This is a genomic window from Geobacillus sp. FSL W8-1251 (assembly GCF_038005945.1).
GTDB lineage: Bacteria > Bacillota > Bacilli > Bacillales > Anoxybacillaceae > Geobacillus > Geobacillus stearothermophilus.
In genome coordinates this window covers 1646686-1672457 of record NZ_JBBOUF010000001.1, presented here as the reverse complement: position 1 = coordinate 1672457, position 25772 = coordinate 1646686, and the positions used below count along the sequence as shown (strand labels likewise).

Annotated in this window: 22 protein-coding genes and 2 pseudogenes; 2 read left to right on the top strand and 22 right to left on the bottom strand. The window is 50.3% G+C overall.

What is annotated here, in order from left to right; translation table 11 throughout:
* Positions 1 to 42: 42 nt before the first annotated feature.
* Together NSS88_RS08770 and NSS88_RS08765 are read right to left on the bottom strand one after the other, a co-directional pair.
* Complete coding sequence (locus NSS88_RS08770; protein ID WP_033017188.1) at positions 43 to 1227, bottom strand: RNA-guided endonuclease InsQ/TnpB family protein; 1185 nt, start codon at positions 1225 to 1227, stop codon at positions 43 to 45.
* A 147-nt stretch (positions 1228 to 1374) separates the two neighbouring features.
* Positions 1375 to 2596: pseudogene (locus NSS88_RS08765) on the bottom strand (IS110 family transposase).
* 1179 nt (positions 2597 to 3775) lie between these two features.
* Between NSS88_RS08765 and NSS88_RS08760 the strand changes: the two are divergent.
* Entirely contained in the window at positions 3776 to 5014 is a 1239-nt protein-coding gene (locus tag NSS88_RS08760) for a GGDEF domain-containing protein (protein ID WP_341084038.1), read from the top strand.
* A gap of 371 nt (positions 5015 to 5385) precedes the next feature.
* On the opposite strand, the gene rlmH is transcribed toward NSS88_RS08760, so the two are convergent.
* The 18 genes and pseudogenes from rlmH to NSS88_RS08670 form a co-directional block, all read right to left on the bottom strand.
* The gene (rlmH, locus tag NSS88_RS08755) at positions 5386 to 5865 is read right to left on the bottom strand and encodes a 23S rRNA (pseudouridine(1915)-N(3))-methyltransferase RlmH (protein ID WP_020754209.1); all 480 of its coding nucleotides are present in this window, start codon (positions 5863 to 5865) and stop codon (positions 5386 to 5388) included.
* 83 nt (positions 5866 to 5948) lie between these two features.
* The gene (locus NSS88_RS08750) at positions 5949 to 6101 is read right to left on the bottom strand and encodes a CxxH/CxxC protein (protein WP_080706568.1); all 153 of its coding nucleotides are present in this window, start codon (positions 6099 to 6101) and stop codon (positions 5949 to 5951) included.
* Positions 6102 to 6160: 59 nt separating this feature from the next.
* Entirely contained in the window at positions 6161 to 7378 is a 1218-nt protein-coding gene (locus NSS88_RS08745; protein ID WP_055358888.1) for a S1C family serine protease, read from the bottom strand.
* A gap of 101 nt (positions 7379 to 7479) precedes the next feature.
* Positions 7480 to 8274, bottom strand: coding sequence for an MBL fold metallo-hydrolase (locus NSS88_RS08740; protein WP_049625408.1), 795 nt, complete (start codon positions 8272 to 8274; stop codon positions 7480 to 7482).
* A gap of 6 nt (positions 8275 to 8280) precedes the next feature.
* Positions 8281 to 9066 (bottom strand): two-component system regulatory protein YycI, encoded by a 786-nt coding sequence (locus NSS88_RS08735; protein WP_033016892.1) that lies wholly within the window; start codon positions 9064 to 9066, stop codon positions 8281 to 8283.
* Complete coding sequence (locus NSS88_RS08730; protein ID WP_055358881.1) at positions 9053 to 10381, bottom strand: YycH family regulatory protein; 1329 nt, start codon at positions 10379 to 10381, stop codon at positions 9053 to 9055. Before NSS88_RS08730 ends, NSS88_RS08735 begins: the two co-directional genes overlap by 14 nt.
* The gene (gene walK, locus NSS88_RS08725) at positions 10374 to 12203 is read right to left on the bottom strand and encodes a cell wall metabolism sensor histidine kinase WalK (RefSeq protein ID WP_049626067.1); all 1830 of its coding nucleotides are present in this window, start codon (positions 12201 to 12203) and stop codon (positions 10374 to 10376) included. Before walK ends, NSS88_RS08730 begins: the two co-directional genes overlap by 8 nt.
* Before the next feature lie 6 nt (positions 12204 to 12209).
* Complete coding sequence (gene yycF / locus NSS88_RS08720; protein WP_049625405.1) at positions 12210 to 12923, bottom strand: response regulator YycF; 714 nt, start codon at positions 12921 to 12923, stop codon at positions 12210 to 12212.
* 456 nt (positions 12924 to 13379) lie between these two features.
* The gene (locus NSS88_RS08715; protein WP_055358882.1) at positions 13380 to 14666 is read right to left on the bottom strand and encodes an adenylosuccinate synthase; all 1287 of its coding nucleotides are present in this window, start codon (positions 14664 to 14666) and stop codon (positions 13380 to 13382) included.
* A 153-nt stretch (positions 14667 to 14819) separates the two neighbouring features.
* The gene (gene dnaB, locus NSS88_RS08710) at positions 14820 to 16184 is read right to left on the bottom strand and encodes a replicative DNA helicase (protein WP_033016901.1); all 1365 of its coding nucleotides are present in this window, start codon (positions 16182 to 16184) and stop codon (positions 14820 to 14822) included.
* 111 nt (positions 16185 to 16295) lie between these two features.
* Entirely contained in the window at positions 16296 to 16745 is a 450-nt protein-coding gene (rplI, locus tag NSS88_RS08705; protein WP_033008865.1) for a 50S ribosomal protein L9, read from the bottom strand.
* Positions 16742 to 18718, bottom strand: a complete 1977-nt coding sequence (locus NSS88_RS08700) for a DHH family phosphoesterase (protein WP_061581040.1) — start codon at positions 18716 to 18718, stop codon at positions 16742 to 16744. The genes rplI and NSS88_RS08700 overlap by 4 nt, the downstream gene beginning before the upstream one ends.
* Positions 18719 to 18765: 47 nt before the next feature.
* Positions 18766 to 19692 carry a YybS family protein gene (locus NSS88_RS08695; RefSeq protein ID WP_033016903.1) on the bottom strand — a complete coding sequence of 309 codons (927 nt, stop codon included), beginning with the start codon at positions 19690 to 19692 and terminating at the stop codon, positions 18766 to 18768.
* Between the two features lie 78 nt (positions 19693 to 19770).
* Positions 19771 to 20007, bottom strand: coding sequence for a 30S ribosomal protein S18 (gene rpsR / locus NSS88_RS08690; protein WP_008880812.1), 237 nt, complete (start codon positions 20005 to 20007; stop codon positions 19771 to 19773).
* A gap of 41 nt (positions 20008 to 20048) precedes the next feature.
* Complete coding sequence (gene ssb / locus NSS88_RS08685) at positions 20049 to 20543, bottom strand: single-stranded DNA-binding protein (protein ID WP_033016904.1); 495 nt, start codon at positions 20541 to 20543, stop codon at positions 20049 to 20051.
* Between the two features lie 29 nt (positions 20544 to 20572).
* Entirely contained in the window at positions 20573 to 20860 is a 288-nt protein-coding gene (rpsF, locus tag NSS88_RS08680; protein ID WP_033008861.1) for a 30S ribosomal protein S6, read from the bottom strand.
* A 259-nt stretch (positions 20861 to 21119) separates the two neighbouring features.
* Positions 21120 to 22220 carry a redox-regulated ATPase YchF gene (gene ychF, locus NSS88_RS08675; protein ID WP_033008860.1) on the bottom strand — a complete coding sequence of 367 codons (1101 nt, stop codon included), beginning with the start codon at positions 22218 to 22220 and terminating at the stop codon, positions 21120 to 21122.
* A gap of 67 nt (positions 22221 to 22287) precedes the next feature.
* A pseudogene (locus tag NSS88_RS08670) lies at positions 22288 to 22902 on the bottom strand (molybdopterin-dependent oxidoreductase); the annotation flags it as partial.
* A gap of 150 nt (positions 22903 to 23052) precedes the next feature.
* Between NSS88_RS08670 and NSS88_RS08665 the strand changes: the two are divergent.
* A complete protein-coding gene (locus tag NSS88_RS08665) occupies positions 23053 to 24384 on the top strand; it encodes an IS4 family transposase (protein WP_061580603.1) in 1332 nt (443 codons plus the stop codon).
* Between the two features lie 260 nt (positions 24385 to 24644).
* Here the strand turns inward: NSS88_RS08665 and NSS88_RS08660 are convergent, their stop codons facing one another.
* Both NSS88_RS08660 and NSS88_RS08655 read right to left on the bottom strand, forming a co-directional pair.
* Positions 24645 to 24842: a DUF951 domain-containing protein gene (locus tag NSS88_RS08660; RefSeq protein ID WP_033008859.1), complete on the bottom strand. Its 198-nt coding sequence runs from the start codon at positions 24840 to 24842 to the stop codon at positions 24645 to 24647.
* Between the two features lie 19 nt (positions 24843 to 24861).
* Entirely contained in the window at positions 24862 to 25761 is a 900-nt protein-coding gene (locus NSS88_RS08655) for a mechanosensitive ion channel family protein (protein ID WP_064213522.1), read from the bottom strand.
* Positions 25762 to 25772 lie beyond the last annotated feature (11 nt).

Sequence of the window (25772 nt, the reverse complement as noted above, 5' to 3'; positions counted from 1 at the left end):
CAAAGCATGAAGGGTGGGAACTCACCATCTACTACTTCTCGCTTACGCGATCCGTAGATACTTGTGGTTCGTTATTTTCATCGGTCGGAATTCTCCATATAAGTGTTTTGTAAGAATATTGCATGCCGAATGGACATCCCGATGCTGAGAATAACCACAAGCACAAATAAAATTTCTAGAAGAAGGTTTTTTCTTCTTCCCGCAAACAGGACATGTTTGCGTGGTATACGATTCATCCACTTTTTCAAAAGTGATGCCTTTAGCTTCTAGTTTGTATTTCAAATAGTCGTAGAGTTTGCCAAAACACCAGTTCGATAATTTTTGGTTCACCAATTTGGATCGCTTTTTCTTTTTGTTGCGCTGGACGCCTTCGACATCGCCTATCATGAAATGTTTGACGTTTTGTTCCAAACACCAATCGACCAATTGTTTGGTCGTTTTATGCAAGCAGTCTTTTAATTGCGCTTCGCTTTTCGATAAAATATATTGCTTCGCGCGGTTATATTTTTTCCATTTACGCGAACCTTTTTTACATTTGGACATCTTTTTTTGCAGTTCTGCTATTTTTTTATTTCGAAGGCGATGAATGCTTCTTATTTTTCTACCGGTGATGATGATGCTGCTTCCGTTTTCGCTGACGGCACTAATGGCGTGAATTTCGCCAGGATCACCGGCAGCGATAGTTCCTTCTTTTTTAGTAGTTGGTTGTTCACCGTTTTCATAACTGAGGCAAAGCATGAGTTTCCAATGTTTCGCATCAAAAATGAGTTCGATTTCTTTGACAGTGCCGTTTGGAATTTGTTCTTTATCGATTTTCACTACAATAGGAGGTTGGTTTTTTCTTTCCCAGCGACCCATTTTCAGTTCAATGGTCCCATTTGGGTGAATGATAAATCCGTTATTTGCCCATTTCGTGTTGAAATATTTTTTCTGTTTGTACGGATATTTGTTATCTAGCCCTTTTTGTTTGGCTTTTTTGGCGCTGTCTCTGGCGTTCAAATATTTATGGCATACGGCTTGAATGCTTTGGCTATGGATCGGGTATTTGCCCTTCGTTTGTTTTTGAAGTTCGGTTTGGTTGATCCATTTTCCATTATTCTTTAATGCATAGTTTTTGGCAATGACTAAACAGTCATTCCAAATTTGAGCCGATATTCGGTTGCATTCGAATAATCGATCGATATCTTTTTTTGATGTTTGAAAAGGTATTTTGACCGTTCGATACATCCTTTCACCTCCTTACTTATAATATAAAATATGAATAATCGAAAATCTATCCTGAAAACACCATTTAAGACAAAAAACGGAGCCCACCTAGCCTTCGGAATCGGATTCCAAAGGAAGGTATTTCAGTATATATATGGTTAATAAGTGCTATGCACTCGTTTTTTCCAGTTTCACTTCGTACCCTAACCCCTCTAATCGTTTCACCGTTTGACGCACGATGCTCGCTTCTCGCTGCCGATCCCAGTAGTCGGCTCCCAACTCTCTATACGGTTCCTTTCGAGTTAAGATGTAATAGATCATTTCTAAAATCGTTCTCCCGACCGCGACACTCGCTCGATTTGCTCCTCTTCGTTTGGCGATCCGATGATACTTGGCCGATAGGTACGTGTTCTTCGTTCGGGCGGCGGCACGGGCGCGCATTCCACGAGGCACGACCTTAGCTTCTTGTTCCCTTTCCTCGTTCGACCTGACAACCGTTTCCCTGCACTCTCATGATTCCCGGGAGCCATTCCGGCCCATGAGGCCAAGTGCGCGGCGGTAGGGAACCGGCTCATATCCGTCCCGATTTCCGCTACAATTTGTTCCGCGCTTTGCCGCCCCACTCCCGGGATCGTATCGATGAGCTCCAGCGCTTCATGAAAAGGGCTCGTTCGTTCCTCGATTTCCCGATCCAACCGGGCAATCGCTTCATCTAAATACTCCACATGACGCCATTGCTCGGCCAGCATCATGCGTTGATGCGGCCCCATCACTCCTTTCAATGCGCGCCGGAGCTCTTCCGTTTTTTGTTTCAGCCGCCCTTTGGCGAGCTGGGCGAGGGCCGCCGGATCGTCCTTTCCTTCGATAAGGGCGCGAATGATGAGCCGGGCCGACATCCCGTTGATGTCGGATACGACCGAAGAAAGCTTGATATTGGCTCCTTCCAGCACTTTTTGGATGCGGTTGAGCTCCCGTGCCCGTTCCTCGATCAAACTGCGCCGATAACGGACCAGTTCCCGGAGCTCCCGCTGAGCCCGATGAGGGATGTAACTCCCTTTTAGCAATCCATGGCGAAGTAAGTCCGCGATCCATTCAGCATCTTTGACATCGGTCTTTCGCCCGGGAACCGCTTTGATGTGTTGGGCATTGACGACAAGCACTTCGATCGGCTCTGCTTCGAGGAGATTATACACCGGCTTCCAATATACGCCCGTCGACTCCATGGCAACGTGCGTCACCTTTTTTCTTTCAGCCAATCCACCAACTCCTCGAGATCGTCGGTCAGCGTACCAAACGTGCGAATCTCTTTTCCTTCAGGGGTAAGGGCGCAAGCCGTAATCGATTGCTTATGCACGTCCAATCCGCAACAGCGTTCATACAAGACGCGCATCGGTCTTCCTCCCTGCTTCGTTCTCAAAAACAGCTGGTGCAGCAGCCTTTGTTCAAGCATTCTATCCTGCGTGCTTCCCTCAAGGGAGCGACATTCCGTAGTGCACCAGACTACTGGGGTCCGTCTATATATCGGACTTTTACGTACCATAGATACAACGACCTCATGACCCCAGCTGCAAGGAGACCATTCGACAGAAGGTTGTTTTCATCCTTCCGATGGTGACGAAATTTTTTTGTCATGGGAGTCTATATTCTTTTTTCATCGATTCTCCCATTTTTTTACTTTTTTGATCAAAAGTAAAAAAAAGGACGCCGCGTATCCCCCGCCTACGCTTCGCTTAGAGGCGGGGGACTTGCGGCGTATGGGTTGTTAAACGAATCTGGGGCAATGACGACCTTCATCTTTTTCCCTCCTCGATGTCGTGAAACGGGGCGACACATGGCCATAACGATGCAAACGCAGCCGGCCGCACGAACAGCGGATTCATATCCGTGCGGCGCAAGCCACTAGGCCGCAGCGGCCCAGACGATGGCCATCGCGGTCAGAGCGGCGGTCGCCCCCTACTATTGTTTTCACCAACGAAAATGCCGTTTCCTTTATCGGGCAGGCAAACAGATAGATGCCGAATGGGCCAATGACCGTTGAAACAGTCTTGACCGCGATCAACGAAGGCAACGCTGCGCACTTCCGTCGCCGCGATTTTCCATAGGCTCAGCTCGGAAGTGCAGCGCCCTCAGTCCGGCATACATTTGATTTCCAGAAACTCGCGGTCTCTCGTCCCCGCCCGATGGTGCTGATGGAACGATCGATGTTTGATCCCCGTCCTTTCGCCGCTCGTATTATATACAACGAAAGAGGCAGGATCTAGCGGCATCGCTCATGATGTCAAATTTTTACAAAAAAGACGGAGACAGCCGCTTTTTTTCTATTTTCAGAATTGGTTATATAGTACTATAATAGAATTAGTTATATGTTCGTTTGTTCCGATGGGGAACATGATTGCCGTCGCCAATGCCAAGAAGCAGCGGTTTCCGAACTCGCCATCCGCCTTGTCTGTCAAACAATCCATCAATTGATCGCCAACGGCCACCGTCATTGGAGTGATCATCCTCTTTTTAGCATCGCTTCGTCAGCGCTGAAGTTGTCAGAGGTCAGATAATAGGAGAGAGAGTCGACATGTTATTCCGAGCGCGACCGGTTATTTTTTCCGTTTTTTTCGCATCGATTGCTGTTGCGGTTATGTCAAAACCGCCTTCCTTCGATCGTACATATATGATCGCCTTGCTGTTTTATTGGCTGTTTTCCAGCTTGTATTCGCACTTGCGCGTCGTCGATAAAACAAAAAACAATATCCCGGTTGACTACGGCATCAACTACAGCTTATCGTTCTCCTTGTTTGCTGGCCCACTCGGGCTGCTTATTTTTGAATCGCTGTTTTGCTTGACTGAACATCTGACAAAGAAATATTTAAAAACAGCGGAACCGGATGAATGGCTGCACACGTTGTACAACATCGGCTCATTTGTGACGTTCAACTCATTGGCGTTCGCTCTATACAACCTCCTTAACCCGCTGTTTCAATCCGTTCCGCTTATCGGTTTTTGGCTGCTCGTTTTTCTGCTCGTCGTCATCGTTTCATTGCTGACTGATTGCTGTCTCATCATCGTTTTTTATCTCACCGGCGATATTCGGACACAAGGCGAAGCGCTTGAGTTTATTAAAACAAGAAGCTGGACGGACATGGGAAAAACGGCGCTGACAAATGGTCTGTTATTTCTCTTTTTGCAAGAACAGCGGTGGGATATGCTTTTAAGTTTGTTTTTGCTTAATTACTTTGTCAGTCGTTCGTTTTTTTCCAAATCGCAAAGCATCCGTCATAAACTGGAGCGCGATCAGTTTGAGAAGATGGCGTACACCGATTTTCTCACCGGCGTCCATAACTGCGCCTACATGGATAAAACGATCGCCAAGCTGAATGGGACAGGCGAGTGGATCGGCGTTGTCGTCGCAGATATTGACAATTTTAAATCGATTAATGACACGTACAACCACGCTGTTGGCGACGAGGTGATCCGCCATTTTGCCTCAACCTTGAAACAGTTTCTCAAAGAGGGCGATTTTTTGTTCCGCAGCGGCGGTGAAGAATTTACGATGTTTTTGCGTCATCGCACGTTTGAAGAGAGCGTCCGGCTTGTCGAGGAGATTCGAGAAGCCGTGCGCCGCAGCACCGTGTTGGTCGATTATATGGCGGCGAAACGTCCCATTGCCTATACGTCGTCGTTTGGTCTTTACTTTTGTCAAGCAGAAGGAACGATGTCAATTGAAAAAGCGTACATTTATGCCGACCATTTATTGCTCCGTTCGAAAGAAAGCGGCAAAAATAAAGTATCAGCCCAATGCGGGGGAGTTGCGTGACGGGGCAGCTCCTTTTTGTTTTCTCCGCACCGTCCGGCCTAAGCAAAAACGGCGCAGCCACCATACATTAACGAAAAAATGGGGCTATCCTCGGCTGCACTGCCAAGGCAAACTTCTTCATCCTTTTCAGTAATGGATGACAGAAGAGGAATAGTTCAATAAGGTGGTGAGGGCCCTTTGATTCATCTTGTTACGGCGACTAACGACGCATACCCCTTGCCTCTTGGGGCGATGTTAAAGTCGTTGTTTGCCGATAAAACGTCCGAACATCGTGTCACCATTTATGTATCACACGAAACATTATCGGAACAAAACCAGCTAAACTGAGAAAAAAGTATTAAAAAACATCCCCCAAAGTAAAAGGGGACGGCTCACTTGTGATACGGCTCCCCCCGATTGATCCGAAATGCGCGGTAAATCTGCTCGAGCAAAATGAGACGCATGAGCTGGTGAGGAAACGTCATTTTCGAAAACGACAACGCCTCGTCAGCGCGCGCCATCACTTGTTTGCTTAAGCCAAGCGAGCCGCCGATGACGAACACTACCTTGCTTTTGCCATAGGTGGCGAGCTCATCGAGACGGGCGGCAAATTGCTCGGACGATTTCATCTTTCCTTCAATCGCAAGCGCGATGACGTGGGCGTCATGCGGAATTTTCGCCAACAGCCGCTCGCCTTCCCGCTGTCTGATTTGCTCTTCCTCAAGTTCGCTTGCCCGTTCGGAGGTTTTTTCATCGGCGACCTCAATGATCTCAATTTTTGCATATGCGGACAGACGCTTTGTGTACTCATTGATCCCTTGAATTAAATATTTTTCCTTCAATTTGCCCACAGCAGCAATGGAAATATGCACACATCATCCCCACCTTACAAACAACTTATCAACAATATTTATCCACATATACACAACACATATCCACATATTGTGCAAAAACATCAGCATCCTACGGCATAGACAGCCTTTTTCTTGCAAAAACGGCACAGTTTTTCGCTGTTATCCACAAACATGACATCAGGGGCCTGCTCCGTCTCATCCACATATTCGTCAATGGCCATATCGATGTGCTCCTCACATGTGAATATCATCATTCTCGCTCCTTTCCTTGTGGAAAAAAGAAGGAGCGTTTCCGCTCCTCCATCGTTTTCGTTTAATACGACTCACGCGCCAACTTCATCGTGACCGTGCGTTTTTCCCCATCACGATAAAACGTGACTTCCATCCGGTCGCCGATCGATTTTTTCGTATACAAATATTTGCGCAAGTCGAGCACATTGCGGATTTTTTCGCCATCAAGCGCCACGATGACATCAAACTGTTTTAAGCCTGCCTGGGCGGCTGGCGACATCGGCACGACTCGGATGACCGCGGCCCCTTCTGTTACATTCGGCGGCAAATGAAGCGTCGCCTGCAAATGGTACGATGGGATGTCGCTCAGCGAGCGAAGTTCAACGCCCATATATGGACGGCGCACTTGTCCGTATTTTTCCAAGTCCGAAATGATCGGAATGGCTGTGTTGATCGGGATCGCAAATCCGATGCCTTCAACCGCCTCTTGGGCGATTTTCATCGAATTAATGCCAATGACTTGCCCTTTGATGTTGACGAGGGCGCCGCCGCTGTTGCCCGGGTTAATGGCTGCGTCTGTCTGCAATACTTCCGCATTCCAATCCGGAGCGCCGTCCTGGTCCAAGTCAACTTCCACCGTCCGGTTCGTCCCGGAAATAATGCCTTGCGTCACCGACCCGGCGAACTGCAGGCCGAGCGGGTTGCCGATGGCGATGACCGGCTCTCCTGGCTTTACCGCGTCGGAGTCGCCGAACTCAGCCACCTTTTTCACATGCTTTGCATCGATTTCCAGCACAGCCAAGTCCATTAGCACATCGCTGCCCAGCAGCTTCGCTGGCACTCTCGTCCCATCTTTGAGGCTCACTTCGAGCTGACTGGCGTTTTCAACAACATGATGGTTCGTGACGATAAACGCCCGTCCTCCCGCTTTCTTGTAAATGACGCCCGATCCGACGCCAGCCTCGCCTCCTTGCGACCAGAAGCTGGTTTCTTGAATGTTGACAACGCCGACAACCGCATCCGATACTTGGTCGATCGCCTTTGTCACCGCCGTCGTCACATCGACGGAAACGCTTTGCCGAACCGCAGGAGCTTCACTTTCCCCTTCCGGCTTCCCTCGTTCCTCTTGCGACGGCACGATGTCGTACGGGAGGACGTCCCAACGGGAAAACGCCGGAATGGACATGAGGACAAGCAATCCTCCTAACACAGCGCCGACAAGCGTGGACAAAAACGAACCGCTGCGCCGTTTCCGTCTCGTTTGCCCGTGCGCTTCGTAATGGTCATCGTAATATCCCACATTCACCACCCTTTCCACATTCGTCTTCATCCCTCATTATAATCATCAATAGAGAAAAAAATCCAACAAACACATTTTCCCCAGTTTAGCCAAAACGCCTCTCATACATACGCCAACGCGGTCGCCCGACGGGGATCGGTGTCGTATAAATGAAAGCGGGCGCCGACTGCCAGCCCTCTTTGTTCCAATATTTGCGCCACAGTCATGCGCGCCAGCTCTTTCATATTGTTATCTTGACTTAAATGAGCCAAATACACTTGTTTTGTCCGCTCCCCGATCACATCGGCAAGCGCCAGCCCTGCTTCCTCGTTCGAAATATGGCCGACATCGCTTAAAATGCGGCGCTTGACGCTCCACGGATACCTCCCCATCCGCAGCATCCCGACGTCGTGGTTGCTTTCAAACACGAACACATCCGCATTTTCGATCGTCTTTTTGATCCGCTCGCTCACGTAGCCGGTGTCGGTGAGCAACGCAAGCTTTTTTCCCCCGTAGTGAAAGACGTAAAACATCGGTTCAACCGCATCGTGAGAGACGCCAAACGATTCGACATCCACATCGCCGAACGTCCTCACCGCGCCGAGTGGAAAGACAAATTTTTGTTCGGCCGGAATGTCGCCGACGACCTGTTCCATCGCCCGCCATGTTTTTTCATTCGCATACACAGGCAGGCGGTATTTGCGAGCGAGCACCCCAAGCCCTTTAATGTGGTCGCTATGTTCATGGGTGACAAGCAGCCCATCAAGCTCCTTTGGATGGCGGCCGATTTCGGCAAACAGCTGCTCAAGCTGCCTGCCGCTCAACCCGGCGTCGACGAGCAAGCGTTGGCGGTCCGTTTCAACGTAAAACGCGTTGCCGGTGCTGCCGCTGGCCAGTACACTAAATCGCATCGTCATTCAAGCTCACTCCAACACACTTCCTTCATCGGTAATGACTTGTCCTTCAAACGCATTCACAAAATAATCTTCTTTCCGATTGACGACGATATGCCATGTCGGCGTCAACACTTGGGAAGCGGTAAACTGGACGAGGCCATAGTAGCCAAGCTCCACTTTCGTGACGCGGTCGCCCGGCTGCAAATATCCTTTCCGGTACAGCGTCTCAAGAGCTTTAATGGCCGGAACGATGTCTTGTTTCCGCTCGTATTTTTCCAAGTCATCGAGCATCGTCTGTTCATAAGAAACCGCTTTTTGCTGCTTATTGACATGAATGATGAGCTTGCTGTTTTCGTTGCCATAAATCATTTTGCCTTCGTACACTTGGTAACAAATTACCGTTCCTTCCCCTTCATCAAATGACCAAAGGGCGTACTGCTCCCCATCCAAAATATAGCGCCGCAAAAACTCGCGCAACTGGTACGGGTCGCTGACATTTAAAGCAATGGGATGGAGAAACGTTCCTTTCAATTTCGTTTCTCCTTCTTCGATTTTTGCTTTTTGCGCGGACAGTTTTTTCGTATCGGCGGCGGTAAACTCTCGGCTTTTGCCGCTGACGTACGCCGCTTTCGTCACTTCTTTCGGCAGCTCCACATACGTGATGCCGTTCGCTTCGAGCTGCTCTTCAATGGTCGTTTCCAAAATGACATCAAGCTGGCTGCTGTTTCGTTTTTCCATAAACTGATACACTAAAAAGCAGTCGAGGATGAGGAACACAATGATGAAAATCGTCTTCGTTTTACTCCAATCCATTCGTTCCCCCTCCTCCGCCGTCCCCATCGTCGCTCACTTTTTTCCACGTTTGCTCGTACAAATAAAACCACGCCGGTTCCAGACGAATCACTTTCTCCCGTTCCGGATCTTTGACGAGCTCGTAGCCGATGGCGATATCTTTCACGAGCGATTTACGAACGCCTTTCGCTTGTTCAAGCTGTTTGACGATCTCACGGCCGGACGGCAGCGTTTTCGGGGTTCGGGTGCGGTCGGGGATTTCCAGACGGAAGAGCGGACGCTGATATTTCATTAAATCGCTCGCCCCCCACGTCTCCACGATTTCCGACATGCCGTATTCATTAAAAACCGGATACCCGTTGACAACAAGCCGGAAAATGACTTTCCGATCTTCTTCACTCCAACGGGCAAAATGGTATAAATCAGTCCAGCCGCCATGTTCATTGACAAAATCAATGCTTTTTTGAATGAAGTGAGTTTCTTGATCAGTTTGGCCCATATTGGAGACACGGGCTGCCGGATTGACATACAGCAGCATGCGCTGAAAGAAATCGACGTCCATCAGCCGCGAACCATCGGTGTACTCCTCGCCAAACGGAATCAAGTCCTTTTTCACAAAGCTCGGGTCGCTAAACAGCGCTTCTTTAAACTTATCGGCGTCCAACTCATCGGTGTAGTATTGCAAACTGCTAAGCTCCACTTCTTTTTCCGGCAAATAAAGCTGCTTCGTCTCGCTGACCGGATAAGCGAAATAACGGGGAAAATGGTTGGCCTCCTTCGCCAGCCGGCTGATGGCGTCCTGCGAAGCGTCACTGGCGATCGCCTTATAAATTTTGTGCTTATCGGTTGCGATAAAATAGACTGGGAATTTATCCCCTTCACTGAATGGAACGAGAATGCGGTCAAATGCCAAGCCATCAAGCCCTCTATCTTCCACCGTGAAGATCAACCGGTAAATATCGATCGGCAGCTCGTCTGGGTAAATGATTTCCAGCCGCTCTTTTCCGTCTAAAAACGACAAAAACTTTCCTTGCGGGACGGAAGATGAAATGTTCTCAAAATCGTCGAGCGCCCATTTTTTGACTTCTTTCAGCACTTCATTTTTCTTTTCCTCTTTCGTGAGGGCGTAGTGGGCTCCGCCTTTATGGATGAGCACCTGCTTTGGCTGCACGACCATCTCCGTATCAACTTGCGTATTGCTGACGGAAACGTGCTGAATATACTCGTCGTTTTGCAGCACGTCATATTTAGGATGATACGTCCATAAAGCAAACGTCATCATAATGCTGATGAGCACAAGCGACGTCAACACAACTGTTTTGATCGCTTCATACATCGTACCAGTCATCCTTTTGCTCCCGTTCTAGCGGCAGCGTAAAATAAATCGTCGTCCCTTTATGTTCTTTGCTTTCCGCCCAAATCGTCCCGCCATGGGCGAGCACGACTTCTTTGGCAATGGCCAGTCCGAGGCCGGTGCCGCCCAATTTGCGCGACCGCGCCTTATCGACCCGGTAAAAACGCTCAAAAATTTTCGCCAAATCGGCCTTCGGGATGCCGACCCCTTCGTCGCTGACGCTGACAATGATCTCGTCGGCCAGCTCGCGGACGCGGAACGTGATCGTCCCGCCTTGCGGAGAGTATTTCAACGCATTGGAAATGATGTTGTCCAATACTTGTGTGATTTTGTCCTCATCCACTTCGATGAAAATCGCCTGGCGCGGAATTTTGCGAACGAACCGGATGTTATCGCTTTTTGTCAGTTCAAACCGGTCAATCACTTTATGAAAATAAGCCGAAAAATTGATCCATGTCTTTTTCAGCTTGTAATCTTTGCTGTCGAGCTTCGACAGATGAAGCAAGTCGTTGACGAGCCGAATCATGCGCTCCGTTTCATTTTGCACGACTTGAATGAACCTTGGAGCGATGTCTTTATCTTGCCAGGCGCCATCCGCCAATGCCTCTAAATAGCTTTTCATTGTCGTCAAGGGCGTGCGCAGCTCATGCGAGACATTGGCGACGAACTGCCGCCGCTCGCGGTCGATTTTTTCGTGCTCGGTGATGTCGTGCAAAACGACAATCAGCCCGTTGACAAACCCACCCTCTTTTTGAATGACCGATAGTGACGCCCGCAAAATGTACAATTCCTCATCGGTGCTGAAATCCAAAATGAGTGAGTCGCGTTCCTCGAGCAGCGTTTCAAACGTATATTGGTCAGCGATGCCGAGCACGTCGACGATCGAACTCGACAGCACTGTTTCACGTGAAACATTCAAAATGTTTAACGCCGCATCATTAATGAGAATGACGCGGCCGCGGCGGTCGGTCGCGATCACGCCATCGGTCATGTGCGTCAACACCGACTCAAGCTTGCGCCGTTCGCCTTCCGTTGTCGCCTGCGCTTCTTGCAGTTTTTTCGTCAAGTTGTTAAAGGTCATCGCCAGCTGGCCGATTTCATCATAGCCGTACACTTTGACTTTGCGGGAAAAATCGCCCCTTGTCATCGCCAGCGCTTGCCGGCGCATATCGGAAATCGGCCGGGTGATGGTGCGCGACAAAAAAATGCCGAGCACGGCGGTAATGACGAGCGCGATCCCCGTCCCAGTCGCCAAAATCATGTTGATTTGCCGCATTTGCGAAAAGACGTTTTCCATTGAGGCAATAACGTAAATGACCCCTTTGACTTCCCCGCTCGTCTTAATCGGAGTCGAGGAAATGTACATACGATGGCCTGTCCTTGAATCAAGCATCATCCGGTCGACAGTTTCGCCGGTGACGAGCGAACGCTTCACGTAAATCTCCGTCGTCCGCTTCCCGACGATGTTTTGCATATACGGATTCGACGTCGCCAACACCTTCCCTTTGGCATCAATGACGCGCACTTCGGAAATATCTTGGGAAGCGAAATCATGAAGAAGCGAACGGATGTCTTCTTCCAATGTCGGGCTTTTTTCATCGCGCTCCCGATTCATTGCCTGCTCGACGTTATAGGCGAGCAGCGTCACCCGTTCGTTCAGTGAGTTTTTGAAATTTTGCACAAGCTCCGTTTCCAACTTACGGACAAAATACACGCCGATGATTTGCATGGCGACAAGAATGAGCAGCACATAAATAATAACAAACTTAAAGCGGATCGAACGAAATGGCCCTACTTTTTTCATGCCGACTCATGACTCCTGTTCCGGGTTGCGCAAATAATAGCCGACGCCCCGTCTTGTGACGATCCACGACGGATGGGAAGGGTTGTCTTCGATTTTTTCACGCAGCCTTCTTACCGTCACATCGACCGTGCGCACATCGCCGTAATAGTCGTAGCCCCAAACCGTTTGCAGCAAGTGTTCGCGCGTCATCACTTGGCCGATATGTTTCGCCAAATAGTGGAGCAGTTCAAATTCGCGCTGGGTCAACGCGATCGTCTCCCCCCGTTTTTGCACGACGTACGCATCTGGACGGATGACAAGCGGCCCGATGACGATTTCATTCGTTTCATTCTCCACTTCCTCTTGGTTGGCTGTTTGCGCATGGCGGCGCAAGTTCGCTTTGACTCGCGCCAGCAGCTCGCGCGTGCTGAACGGCTTTGTCACATAATCGTCCGCCCCCAGCTCCAAACCAAGCACTTTATCAATCTCGGAATCTTTCGCCGTCAGCATGATGATCGGCATGTCGTATTTTTTCCGCACCTCGCGGCATACTTCCATGCCGTCTTTCAGCGGCAGCATAATATCCAATAAAATCAAATCCGGCATCGTTTCTTCCACTTTTTGCAGCGCTTCCTCGCCGTCATAGGCGCAGATGACTTCGTACCCTTCTTTTTGTAAGTTAAATTGCAAAATATCGGCAATCGGTTTTTCATCGTCAACAACTAAAATGCGTTTTTCCATCTCGCTCACGCCCTTCCTTTTGCGATGGAATGCTATCATTATTAATTTACCACGTTATAAAAACGAAATCATCCTTTGCCCGCTGCCATTTTGAGGAGCAAACCATATATATAGATGCAATTTGAAGATTTACCATTTGCAGCCTTTATCGACTGTCAGGCGACCGAACAACGCCGCTTCACAGACCCATATATGGGTCTGTGAAGCAGGTGGTTGTTCGGTCTTCCGTCACGCCTTGGCGTGACGGGGCAAGCCTATGGCTTGCCTTCGACAGTCAAAAATGGATGAGCCACTTTTCCGCCAAGGATATGTTAAACGATTTCGTTGCATCTATACAGTGAAAAGGGCATAGACGCACGCGCATGACACCGACCACGGACGGAACCGCTTTTCCTCCGTGAATGAAAAAAGCATAGACGCATGTGCATCTATGCTTTGGTGTTCACCGCTAGCCGCTTATGCATAAACGCTGCGGACGACGTTCGTTTGCGAGCGGTCCGGACCGACAGAGAAAATCGAAAGCGGGATGCCGGTGAGTTGGGAAATGCGTTCGACATAGTGGCGGGCATTGGCCGGCAGCTCGTCCAAGCTTCTCGCCCCGGTGATATCTTCCGTCCAGCCCGGCAGCTCTTCGTAAATCGGCTCGCATTCCGCCAAAACTTTTAAGCTGGCTGGAAACTCCTCGATCACTTCACCGCGATATCGGTAGGCGACGCAAATTTTCAACGTTTCAATGCCGGTCAACACGTCAATCGAATTGAGCGACAAGTCGGTGATGCCGCTCACCCGGCGGGCATGGCGAACGACGACGCTGTCAAACCAGCCGACGCGGCGCGGACGGCCGGTTGTCGTCCCATATTCGCGGCCCACTTCACGAATGCGGTCGCCGATTTCATCATGCAGCTCGGTCGGGAACGGCCCATCGCCGACGCGCGTCGTATAGGCTTTTGCCACTCCGACGACGTGCTTGATTTTCGTCGGGCCAACGCCAGCACCGATCGTCACCCCGCCGGCCACCGGGTTGGAAGACGTAACAAACGGGTACGTCCCTTGGTCGATATCGAGCATGACGCCTTGCGCTCCTTCAAACAGGACGCGGCGTCCTTCATCAAGCGCGTTGTTCAATACGACCGATGTATCACAGACGTATTTTGCGATTTGCTGGCCATACTCGTAATACTCTTCAAAAATGTCCTCGAAGCGGAACCCTTCGGCACCGTACACTTTTTCGAACAACATGTTTTTCTCTTCCAAGTTGCGGGCCAGCTTTTCCGCAAACACATCGCGGTCGAGCAAATCGATGATGCGGATGCCGATGCGCGCTGCTTTATCCATGTACGCCGGCCCGATTCCTTTTTTCGTCGTGCCGATTTTATTGGTGCCTTTCCGCTCTTCCTCAAGCCCATCCAATTTCAAATGATACGGCAAAATGACATGGGCGCGGTTGCTGATGCGCAAATTATCGGTCGAAACGCCGCGCTCATGCAAATAGGAAAGCTCGGCGACAAGCGCTTTCGGATCAACGACCATGCCGTTGCCGATGACGCAAATTTTGTCTTTATAAAAAATGCCCGACGGGATTAAGTGAAGCTTATACCGCTCTCCGTTAAACACGATCGTGTGTCCGGCGTTGTTCCCTCCCTGGTACCGGGCAATGACTTCCGCGTTTTCCGATAAAAAGTCTGTAATTTTCCCTTTTCCTTCATCGCCCCATTGCGTGCCGACAACAACGACTGACGACATGGCGAGCACCTCCAGTTTCCTCGGTCTAAACATTGTCAGTGTATCAGTTTTTCGGTGCAAAGTCAATGAAACACGAACATTTTAAACAGTTATAAACTTTTTTGTTCGTCTATTAAACCCGAAAGGAGGCGCCTGCCGCCAACGTGAGCCGGTTTACGCCCCCGGCGGAATTTGCGCCTCATCGAAGCGGCGCTCTAGGTTGACAAACTTATTATACTCTTTAATAAAAGCGAGCTGCACCGTTCCGACTGGACCATTGCGCTGTTTGGCAATAATGATTTCAATGATGTTTTTGTTCTCAGAATCTTTGTTGTAATAGTCATCGCGGTACAAAAAGGCGACAATGTCGGCGTCTTGCTCAATGCTTCCGGATTCACGAATATCGGACATCATCGGCCGTTTGTCTTGGCGCTGCTCGACGCTGCGCGACAGCTGCGACAAGGCGATGACCGGCACTTCAAGCTCGCGGGCGAGCGCCTTCAGCGAGCGGGAAATTTCCGATACTTCCTGTTGGCGATTTTCTTTGCTACGTCCGCTCCCTTGAATGAGCTGCAAATAATCAATGACAATCATGCCGAGCCCGCTTTCCTGCTTAAGCCGGCGGCATTTGGCGCGAATGTCGCTGACGCGGATGCTCGGCGTGTCGTCGATATAAATGCCGGCGTTCGATAAACTCCCCATCGCCATCGTCAGCTTGCCCCAGTCTTCCGGCGTCAATTTGCCGGTGCGCAAGTTTTGCGCGTTAATGTTGCCTTCTGCACAAAGCATCCGCATCACCAGCTGCTGGGCGCTCATTTCCAAACTGAAAATGGCGACATTTTCATTCGTTTTCGTCGCTACATTTTGGGCAATATTTAAGGCGAACGCTGTTTTCCCAACCGACGGCCGGGCGGCCACGATAATCAAATCGCTCCGCTGAAAACCGGACGTCATCCGGTCAAGCTCGGTGAACCCGGTCGGGATGCCGGTGATTTCCCCATCCCGGTTATGGAGCATCTCAATATTGTCATACGTTTGCACGAGAATGTCCTTAATATTTTTAAAGGCGCCCGAATGCTTCCGTTGGGAAACCTCCATAATTTTGCGCTCAGCTTCATCAAGCAAAACGTCGATCTCGTCTTCCCTTGTATATCCGTCTTGCGCGATCGATGTCGCTGTGCGGATGAGGCGGCGCAGCACCGATTTTTCCTCGACGATGCGGGCGTAATATTCGACGTTGGCCGCTGTTGGCACGGCGTCGGCGAGCTCGCTTAAGTAGGAGACGCCGCCGATTTCCTCAAGCTGCTCGGAAGCGGCGAGTTCCGCCGTCACCGTCACCAAATCGACCGGCTCCCCCCTGTCGGCGACGCGAAGCATGGCGTGAAAAATTTTTTGATGGGCTGCACGGTAAAAATCCTCTGGGATTAAAATTTCCGAAGCAGGCACTAACGCAGCGGGATCCAAAAATACGGCGCCAAGCACCGCTTGCTCAGCTTCAATGCTTTGTGGAGGAATTCGTTCTGAAAACAGCTCGCTCATCGTTTCACCACCTTTTCCCCCGTTGTATCTTTCTCTGTTGCAGCTAATAAGCAAAGGAGCCCCGCCGCAGCGGGCGGGGGCATCTTCGCTTCCTGAAATGAGACGTCGCCGTTATTTTTGTTCTGTCACATGCACTTTCAGCGTCGCCGTTACCTCTGGGTGGAGTTTCACCGGCACGTTCGTGTATCCAAGCGCGCGAATGGCATCGGCAAGCTCAATTTTGCGCTTGTCGAGCTTCAAGCCGTGTTGGGCTTGCAGCGACTCGGCGATTTGTTTGCTCGTAATCGAGCCGAACAAACGGCCGCCTTCGCCTGCCTTTGCTGGAATGGTTACTGTCAGCTTCTCAAGCTGTTCTTTCAATTTTTTCGCATTCGCCAGCTCCTCGGCCGCCTGGCGCTGCTCTTTTTGTTTTTGCGCCTCGAGCGCTTTTAAATTGGCTGGCGTCGCTTCAATGGCCAGCCCTTGTTTAAATAAGAAGTTGTTGGCATAGCCGTCGGCGACATTTTTGATTTCCCCTTTTTTCCCTTTTCCTTTGACATCCTTTAAAAAGATGACCTTCATGATGGCTTACCCCCCTCAAAATAGTCATGAATGGCTTCCCGCAGTTGCCGCTCCGCCTCTCCGACCGTCACCCCGGACAGTTGGGCGGCAGCATTTGTCAAATGTCCGCCCCCGCCCAACTTCTCCATAATGACTTGCACGTTGATGTCGCCAAGCGAGCGGGCGCTGATGCCGACCGTCCCATCTGCCCGCTTGGAAATGACGAAAGAGGCGGCGACGCCGCTCAGCGTCAGAAGCGTATCGGCGGTTTGCGCGATCAACACTTGATCGTGCACCTCGTTCTCGCCCCCCTTGGCGATGGCGATGCCGTGTTCATCAATCACCGTCCGCTCGACCAATTTCGCCCGTCTGACGTAATTCGTTACGCTTTCCCGCAGCAATTTTTGCACAAGCACCGTATCCGCTCCTTGGGCGCGCAAATACGACGCCGCATCGAACGTGCGGGAACCGGTGCGGAGCGTAAAACTCTTTGTGTCAACGACGATGCCGGCAAGAAGCGCCGTCGCCTCCAGCATCGACAGCTTCACCCGCTTCGGCTGGTACTCAAGCAGCTCGGTGACCAATTCCGATGTCGATGAAGCGTACGGCTCCATGTAGACGAGAATCGGCGCTTCAATAAACTCTTCGCCGCGACGATGATGATCGATGACGACGATATGATCCATGCGGTACAGCAGTCGTTCTTCAATGACAAGCGACGGACGGTGCGTATCCACGACGATGAGCAGCGTATCTTCTGTCACGAGCTCAAGCGCCTGCTCCGGTTTGATGCATCTCGACCATAAATCAGCATGTTTTCTCATTTCTTCGAGCAGCCGTTGCGCACCTGCATCCGTTTTTGCCTGGTCAACAACAATAAACCCTTCCTTTTGGTTTGATTGAACGACCTTTAAAATGCCAATCGCCGCCCCGAGCGCGTCCATATCCGGATATTTATGCCCCATAATGAGCACCCTATCGCTTTCAGCGATGAGCTCGCGAAGCGCATGGGAAATGACGCGGGCACGGACGCGTGTCCGCTTTTCCATCGGGTTCGTTTTTCCGCCATAAAACTTCACTTTTCCGTTTCCGTGTTTGATCGCTACTTGATCGCCGCCGCGCCCGAGCGCCAAATCCAAGCTCGATTGCGCAAGCGTCCCAAGTTCTGGCAGTGGGGATACGCCGGCGCCAATGCCGATGCTCAACGTGAGCTGGGCTTGGTGTTTGGCCGTCTGCTCGCGAACCTCATCCAAAATAGAAAATTTGCTTTTTTCCAACCGGGTCAATATGTGCTCATTCAATACGGCAATGAATCGATCCGACGACGTTCGCTTTAAAAAGATGCCGTAATCGTTCGCCCATCGGTTCAACACAGAGGTTACAAGGCTGTTCAATTGGCTTTTCGCTTGATCGTCCATCCCTTGCGTAATTTCATCATAATTATCAAGAAAAATGATCGCCATCGCCAACCGCTCTGCCTCATATTGCCGTTTCAGCTCCATATGCTCTGTAACATCGAAAAAGTAAAGAAGCCGTTCGTGGCGGCGGACGATGACTTTCAGCTGTTTTCCGTTCAGTTCCATAATCTCCTCGTCCGCCTTTCCTTTTTTGACGAAAGCGGCCAACGGTTCGGACAGCTCGGCAAGCGAGCGGCCAACCAACGTCTGTTCCTTAAAGCAGGAGGCTAAAAACCGGTTCGACCATTCGATTTTCCCTTCCTCATCGATGAGCATGATGCCGATCGGCATCTGCATAAGCGCTTCCTCGCCGACTTTCTTCACCCGATACGACAGGTTGGAAATATATTGCCCCAGCTCTTGATACAAAGAGCGCTGTGACCAAATGACATAATAAAGCGTAAACCCAACGGTGAGAAAGCCGATCAGCCCAAGCAGCCAGTGGAAATAAAACAGGCCGGCCGCCATGAGCACCGCCAAGGCGGCTAACGCATAGGATGGATAGCGGTATGCTTTCCTCTCGTAAAAATGGGACATTCAAGTCAGCTCCTACACTGAAGAAATGGCTCACCTTATCCAATTATTTATAGGCGGCGGCGCAAATCAAATCCTAAATCAATTATACCGAATATCGCCACAAGATAAAGTAGAAAAGGCAGGAATAAACAAACAACCGTCCCAGCGATCACCACGCCTTTCGCAATGCCTTTTTTGTAGGCGGCGTAATACAAAAACGAAAATCCTTGTACTGCCATGGCAAGCTGCAGCACATAAGAGAGGTTCAATACAGCAATATAAGGGAAAGTTCCCTCGGCAAACGGAAACATGGAAAGAACAAGCACCATGATGTATATCCATAGCACGCTTTTTGGCAAGGAGAGCTCACGAAACGGCGGCCACGTGCCGACCGGGAGCTTCAGCCGCTTCATAATGGGCAGCGAGACCATGATGGTCACGTAGGCGAGCGCCAACGCAGCGATGACAAACAGCGTCGGAACCATGTAGCCGATCAGTTCGATTCCTTGTTCAAGCTGCTTTTGCATCCCAGCTGGCGGCTTTTGGCCCATCGCTTCCATCATGCGCATCGCCGTATCAAACGACTCGCGCACTAAACCAAGCGTATCCCGGATCATGTCAACTTGGAAAAATTGAATCGAAATGATGTAATCAAGCACGATGTTGGCTAAAAACACGAGGGCGCCGACAAGCCAGATGAGATAGCGGTTTTTCTGTTTCGCCAACATCGCGCCGACCGTTATGCCAACAGTGCCAAACATAAGCGCCATCGGCAGCGACAAAAACGAACCGATAAGGCTGGAGACAACGAGAGCCGCAACGAGCAGCAACCAGGCAGGGGCAAGCCCGTGACGCATCGTAAACACCATAAATGGAAGCGCTAAAAACAGGGCAGCGACAAAGCCGATCACCGGCACGTACAACGCCATCAAAAACAAAACGGCAAACAGCGCGAGTTCGATGGCTGCTTCAGTGAGGGCGTGCGTTTTCCGCAATGAACGTTCTCCTTTCCATCTAGTTTACTCAGCATAAATAGAAAAAGCAGTAAGGTCCCCCTTACTGCTTTTTTCAGCTCACTCATCGGCAACGTACGGCAACAGCGCCATTTGGCGCGCCCGTTTGATTGCGACCGTCAGTTTGCGCTGATATTTCGCGCTCGTTCCCGTCACACGGCGCGGTAAAATTTTGCCGCGTTCAGAGATGAATTTTTTCAGCAAATCAACGTCTTTGTAGTCGATGTGCGTGATGTTGTTTGCCGTGAAATAACATACTTTGCGGCGTTTGCCACGACCGCCTTTCCGTCCTGCCATGCTTCGTTCCTCCTTTCCGCTTCTATCGTTTCCATGATCGTTCAAAACGGTAAATCATCGTCGGAAATATCAATCGGCTGGCCGTCATTGGCAAAAGGATCTTCGTCGAGGAGGCCAACCCCTTTCTCGCTTGAATGACGGTGGTTCTGATCTTGTCCGAATGGGAACGGATCCCCATAGTATCCGCCTGCTGCTGCCCCACGCTGCTCATTGCTTCCTTTTGGCTCAAGAAATTGGACGTTGTCAGCCACCACTTCCGTCACATACACGCGTCGGCCTTCCTGGTTTTCATAGCTGCGGGTTTGCAGCCGGCCGTCAACCCCGGCCAAGCTCCCTTTTTTCAAGAAGTTGGCGACGTTTTCCGCTTGGCGGCGCCAAACGACGCATTGAATAAAATCCGCCTCCCGCTCGCCCTGCTGATTCGTAAACGGGCGGTTGACCGCGAGCGTGAACGTGGCAACAGCCACTCCGCTTGGAGTGTAGCGCAACTCCGGATCTTTCGTTAACCTGCCGACCAAAATGACGCGGTTAATCATCAGAACCACCTCGTACCATATACAAAAAATTATTCTTCTTCTTTCACAACGATATGGCGGATAATGTCTTCGCTGATGCGCGCTAAACGGTCAAATTCTTGCACCGCTTTCGGCTCTGCCGTGACGTTGACAATCATGTAGTAGCCGTCGCGATACTTTTCAATTTCATAGGCTAAACGGCGTTTGCCCCAATCCGTCACATTCGTAATCTCCGCACCGTTTTCTTTCAACACGTTGTTAAACCGCTCGACGAGAGCTTGTCTTGCTTCATCGTCCATGTTCGGGCGGATGATGTACATGATTTCGTATTTTCTCACGCTCGTCACCTCCTTTTGGTCTAAACGGCCCTTCCCGTCGAAGGGCAAGGAGCAATAATCATTACTCACATTCGTTGATTATACCATGACTGGCGGCAATAAGCAAGGCTATTCCGCTTCATTCCGATGACGGAAACATTCGCCAGAATTAGCACTGGAAGTTCACCACGCCGCCAACCATTTTCCTTTCTCCGCGGCATTGCACATGGAACTCACGCAGTCTGCCGCCCCTTGGCCGCGGACTCTGTCGACAATGGCGTTACACATTGAACCGGAAGTGCATGATGTCGCCGTCTTGCACTTCGTAATCTTTCCCTTCCAGCCGCACTTTGCCGGCTTCGCGCGCCGCCGCCATCGAGCCGGCAGCGACTAAATCGTCGTATGAAACGGTTTCAGCGCGAATGAACCCGCGCTCAAAGTCAGAGTGAATAATACCGGCGCATTGCGGCGCCTTCATCCCTTTGCGAAACGTCCATGCCCGCACTTCTTGTTCACCGGCGGTAAAAAACGTCGCCAGCCCAAGCAAGCTGTAGGCGGCGCGAATGAGCTGATCGAGGCCGGATTGTTCAATGCCGAGCTCTTGCAAAAACTGCTGTTTTTCCTCATCGCTGAACTCGGCGATTTCTTCTTCAATTTTTGCACAGACGACAATCACTTCCGCATTGTCGCTTTTGGCAAACTCACGCACTTCCGCGACGAACGGATTGCTCTCCGGATCAGCGACATCGTCCTCGCCGACATTGGCGACATAAAGCATCGGTTTGGTCGTCAGCAAGTGCAGCTGCTTGACGACTTTCATCTCTTCATCGGCAAACTCGATCGTGCGCGCCGGCTTTCCGGCTTCGAGCGTCTCTTTCAGCCGCAGCAAAATTTCGTATTCAAACGCCGCCTCTTTGTCTTTTTGCTTGGCGATTTTGCCCACCCGCTCCATTCGTTTGTCGACCGTCTCCAGGTCAGCAAAAATAAGCTCTAAGTTGATCGTTTCAATATCGGCGAGCGGATCGACTTTGCCGGCGACGTGGGTGATGTTTTCATCGCTGAAGCAACGGACGACTTGGCAAATCGCATCAACTTGGCGAATGTGCGACAAAAACTTGTTTCCAAGCCCTTCCCCTTTGCTTGCTCCTTTCACGATCCCGGCGATGTCGGTAAACTCAAAAACCGTCGGCACGGTCCGCTTCGGCCGAAACATGTCGGTCAGGACGGTCAACCGCTCGTCCGGCACTTCTACGACGCCGACGTTCGGTTCAATCGTGCAAAACGGATAATTGGCCGATTCGGCGCCTGCTTTTGTAATGGCGTTAAACAACGTCGATTTGCCGACGTTTGGCAACCCGACGATTCCTGCTGTCAATCCCATTCGTTCCACTCCTCTTTCCCGTTCGCATCTTCCCTCATTATATGGGCTGGCACAAAAAATGACAAGCTTCAATGCGCACAGTTTGCAGCGCCGGAACGAGAGGGTAATGCTGAGAATGGTTTGAACGGAGCGGATGGATCGTCAACAACCGGTACGGATACTTGGCGGCCAATGCCGGATGAGCTTCTTCCGACTCAGCCGGGTACATGATTTGCAGCCGGCCGTCCATTCCTTTTTGCCGGGCAATGTTCGAAGTGAATTCATATTTGCCGCTTGGCGTTTGGAAACGGCGGTCATGCCATGGCACCGGCTCGACGGGCAGAAGAATACGATGCTCAGCTTTGATCCGCTCGAGCGTAATCCCTTGTGTTTCCAACGGGCGCAGCGCCATGGCGAGAAACTGCTCGCGCGTATAGGCGAACACATCGCCAAAGCCAAGCCGTTTGGCCAGCTCCGTCCAAATCCAAAGATCAGGCTTCGCCTCGCCCGGCGGGTCGACGAGCTTCGGCCCGTAATTCAAATACGCATGGTACATTGACGAACAATAAACGTCTTCTTCCTCAAACGAAGCTGCAACCGGAAGGGCATAATCAGCAGCGGCGGCGGTATCAGTCATAAACTGTTCAAAGACAACAACAGTGTTGACCGAGGCAAACGCCTCTTTCATTAAATTCGTATTCGGGCTGACGCAAAAGCCCCTTTTTGATGAGATGCAACCGAAGTATGGGAAAGAGACCCCATACCCATCAAGTTAAGAATTTTGGTCTTTGTGCATCGTCAAAAACATGGTATCCTTTCTAACGAACACTCCACGTTAGAAAGGATTTTTTTCATGGAAAAACAAATGAAAGCATGGATTCAAACCATTCGTCAACTCTTTTCTCCCGAAGAATTAACCCGTCTCGCACGGAAAACAGGCTTTATCCGGCGGCAGCGTTCGTTAACGGCGGAAGCCTTTCTGACTCTCTGTGCATGGGGAGATGGCTCACTGGCCAAACAGTCGCTTCAGCGGTTGTGTGCGGCCTTGACGCTCTGGCATGGCTGTTCCCTTTCAAGCGAAGGCTTGAATCAGCGTTTTACCGATCGGGCCGTGGCATTTTTGCGAGAAGTGTTTTTCCTTCTCCTCCTGCATCAACGTCCATTGCTTTTGTCAGCCATGGAGACCTATCGAACTTGTTTTACCCGCCTGCGGATTTTGGACTCAACCAGCTTTTTGGTTCCCGCTGACTATGGGGAAGACTATCGAGGTTCCGTTTCGTCGGGGGTGAAAATTCAGTTTGAATATGACTTGTTATCCGGCGCCTGCCTTCAGCTATGCGTTCAATCGGCCAATGACTCGGACGCTCGTTTTGCCTATCATGCCCAGCATACGATTTTACCGAATGACCTATGTATTCGGGATTTGGGCTTTTTCTCCGTTGCCGCACTGTCCGAGATCGACGCCCGCGGAGCGTATTATATTACTCGGCTCCGTTCCGATATGAAAGTGTATATCAAGGAGAATGGCCAGTGGAAGGAATGGGATTGGGAATCCCTTGGGAATCAATTAGAGGAAGGGGAATCAGTGGAAATGGAACATGTGTACATCGGACATGAACGCTTGTATGTTCCACGGTTGGTTTTCCGCCGTCTGACGGCGGAAGAATGGCAAAAACGGATGGCGTATGTGCGGAAAAAGGAAAAAAGAAAAGGGAAGGCGCTGGCACGCCAAACCCTCGAACAAAAGAAATACCACATCTTACTGACGAATTTACCACAAGAGTCGTTTGATGGTCAACAGGTTTATGAGCTCTATTCCCTGCGCTGGCAAATTGAATTGTTGTTTAAAGCCTGGAAATCCGTATTTGATTTGGAGAAAGTCAAGGAGATGAAAAAAGAACGTTTCGAATGCCATTTATACGGGACGTTGATTGCCATTTTGGTCACCCAGACGTTTCTGTTTCAAGCTCGGATGTATTGGCATCAAAAGGAAGACATTGAAATCAGTGAACGGAAAGCGCTCGATCTTCTCCAATCGTATTGGCACCAGTTGCTTTTGCGTTCGCATATGGCGGAAATCAACCTTTTCTCTCTCCTTTCCCTGTTACGAAAACATGCCAAGAAAGGTCGAAGGAAAGGGGAAGAAACGGCATCAGATATCTTAACGAAATTAGAGATATGGTAGAATTAGATATGGATATAAATACCAAATACCCCTCTTCTGGAGGGGTATTTGGTATGCCCAATAATGGATGTGATCCCCATCATTCACTGCGGGGATGAACACGAGTATCGTCTTAAAAATTTTATACCGCTAAACTTGACGGGTATGGAAAGAGACCCCCCTCCTGAAACCCTTGGCTTTACCGGATGTTTCGTGGCGGTCTATGTTTCCATGCTGCTCCAGATAGGAGCGTTACCGCTCTTTTGGATCAGCCCCTTTTGTCATTCTTCATGCCTGACTAACACTTTTTTCATTTTGCGAATAAACTCTTTGCGCGGCAACAGAACGCTGTGGGCGCACCCCTCGCATTTGATGCGGATATCCGCGCCTAAGCGGATCACTTTCCAACGGTTCGTGCCGCACGGGTGCGGCTTTTTCATCTCAACAATATCATACAAGCCAAATTCCTTCTCTTCCATCTGCTCACCTCCATGATTGTCATGATTTCTGCCCTTGCCATTTGGCATCAAGCGGCTCCTCTCCGCTTCGCCGATGCAACACGAACCTTGGGTATGCCATTTCGATTCCGCGTTCGTCTAAAAGCATCTTTACTTCTTTGCGGATGGCTCTTGCCACACCGACATGGCACATCGGCTTCGTTTCGCATGTAATACGAAGCACCATTTCCGAGTTTACTAAGTTTTGCACGCCAAGCAACTGCGGCGGTGCGACCATATCCTCGTATTTGTCCGGCAACTGCGGCAGCAGTTCACGAATCGCTTTTTCTGCCTCTTCAATATCTTCTTCATAGGAGATGCTGATGTCCACTACCGCCAAACTGTTGTGAAGTGAATAGTTCGTCACTTGCGTAATGCTGCCGTTAGGCAAAATATGCACTTCTCCCGTCCAGCTTTTAATTTTCGTCACCCGAAGCCCGATCTCTTCCACATACCCTTCAAAATTGCCGATGCGGACGTAATCGCCGACCGCAAACTGGTCTTCAAAAATGATGAAAAACCCGGTGATGATGTCTTTTACTAAGCTTTGCGCCCCGAAGCCGACGGCCAGGCCAACAACCCCAGCCCCAGCCAACAACGCTTTGACCGGAACACCAAACGTATCTAAAATCATCAACAGCGCAATAAAATATAGTACGTACGTAATCACATTGTCTAACAGCCGCGTTAACGTCATCTCTCGCCGTTCCGAAATGCGGATCGGTGCTTTCTCCCGCACTTTGAACATATTATGAACGGCTATTTTCAACACTTTCACTGCTGCGGCGCATATGAGTAGGATAAGAACAATCTTAAGCGCCCCTGTTCCAATTCGAAGCCATAGCTTCTCATTCGTCAACAGCTCGAGCAGCCGGTTAACCGTTTTTTCCATCGCATTCAATGTTGACGACA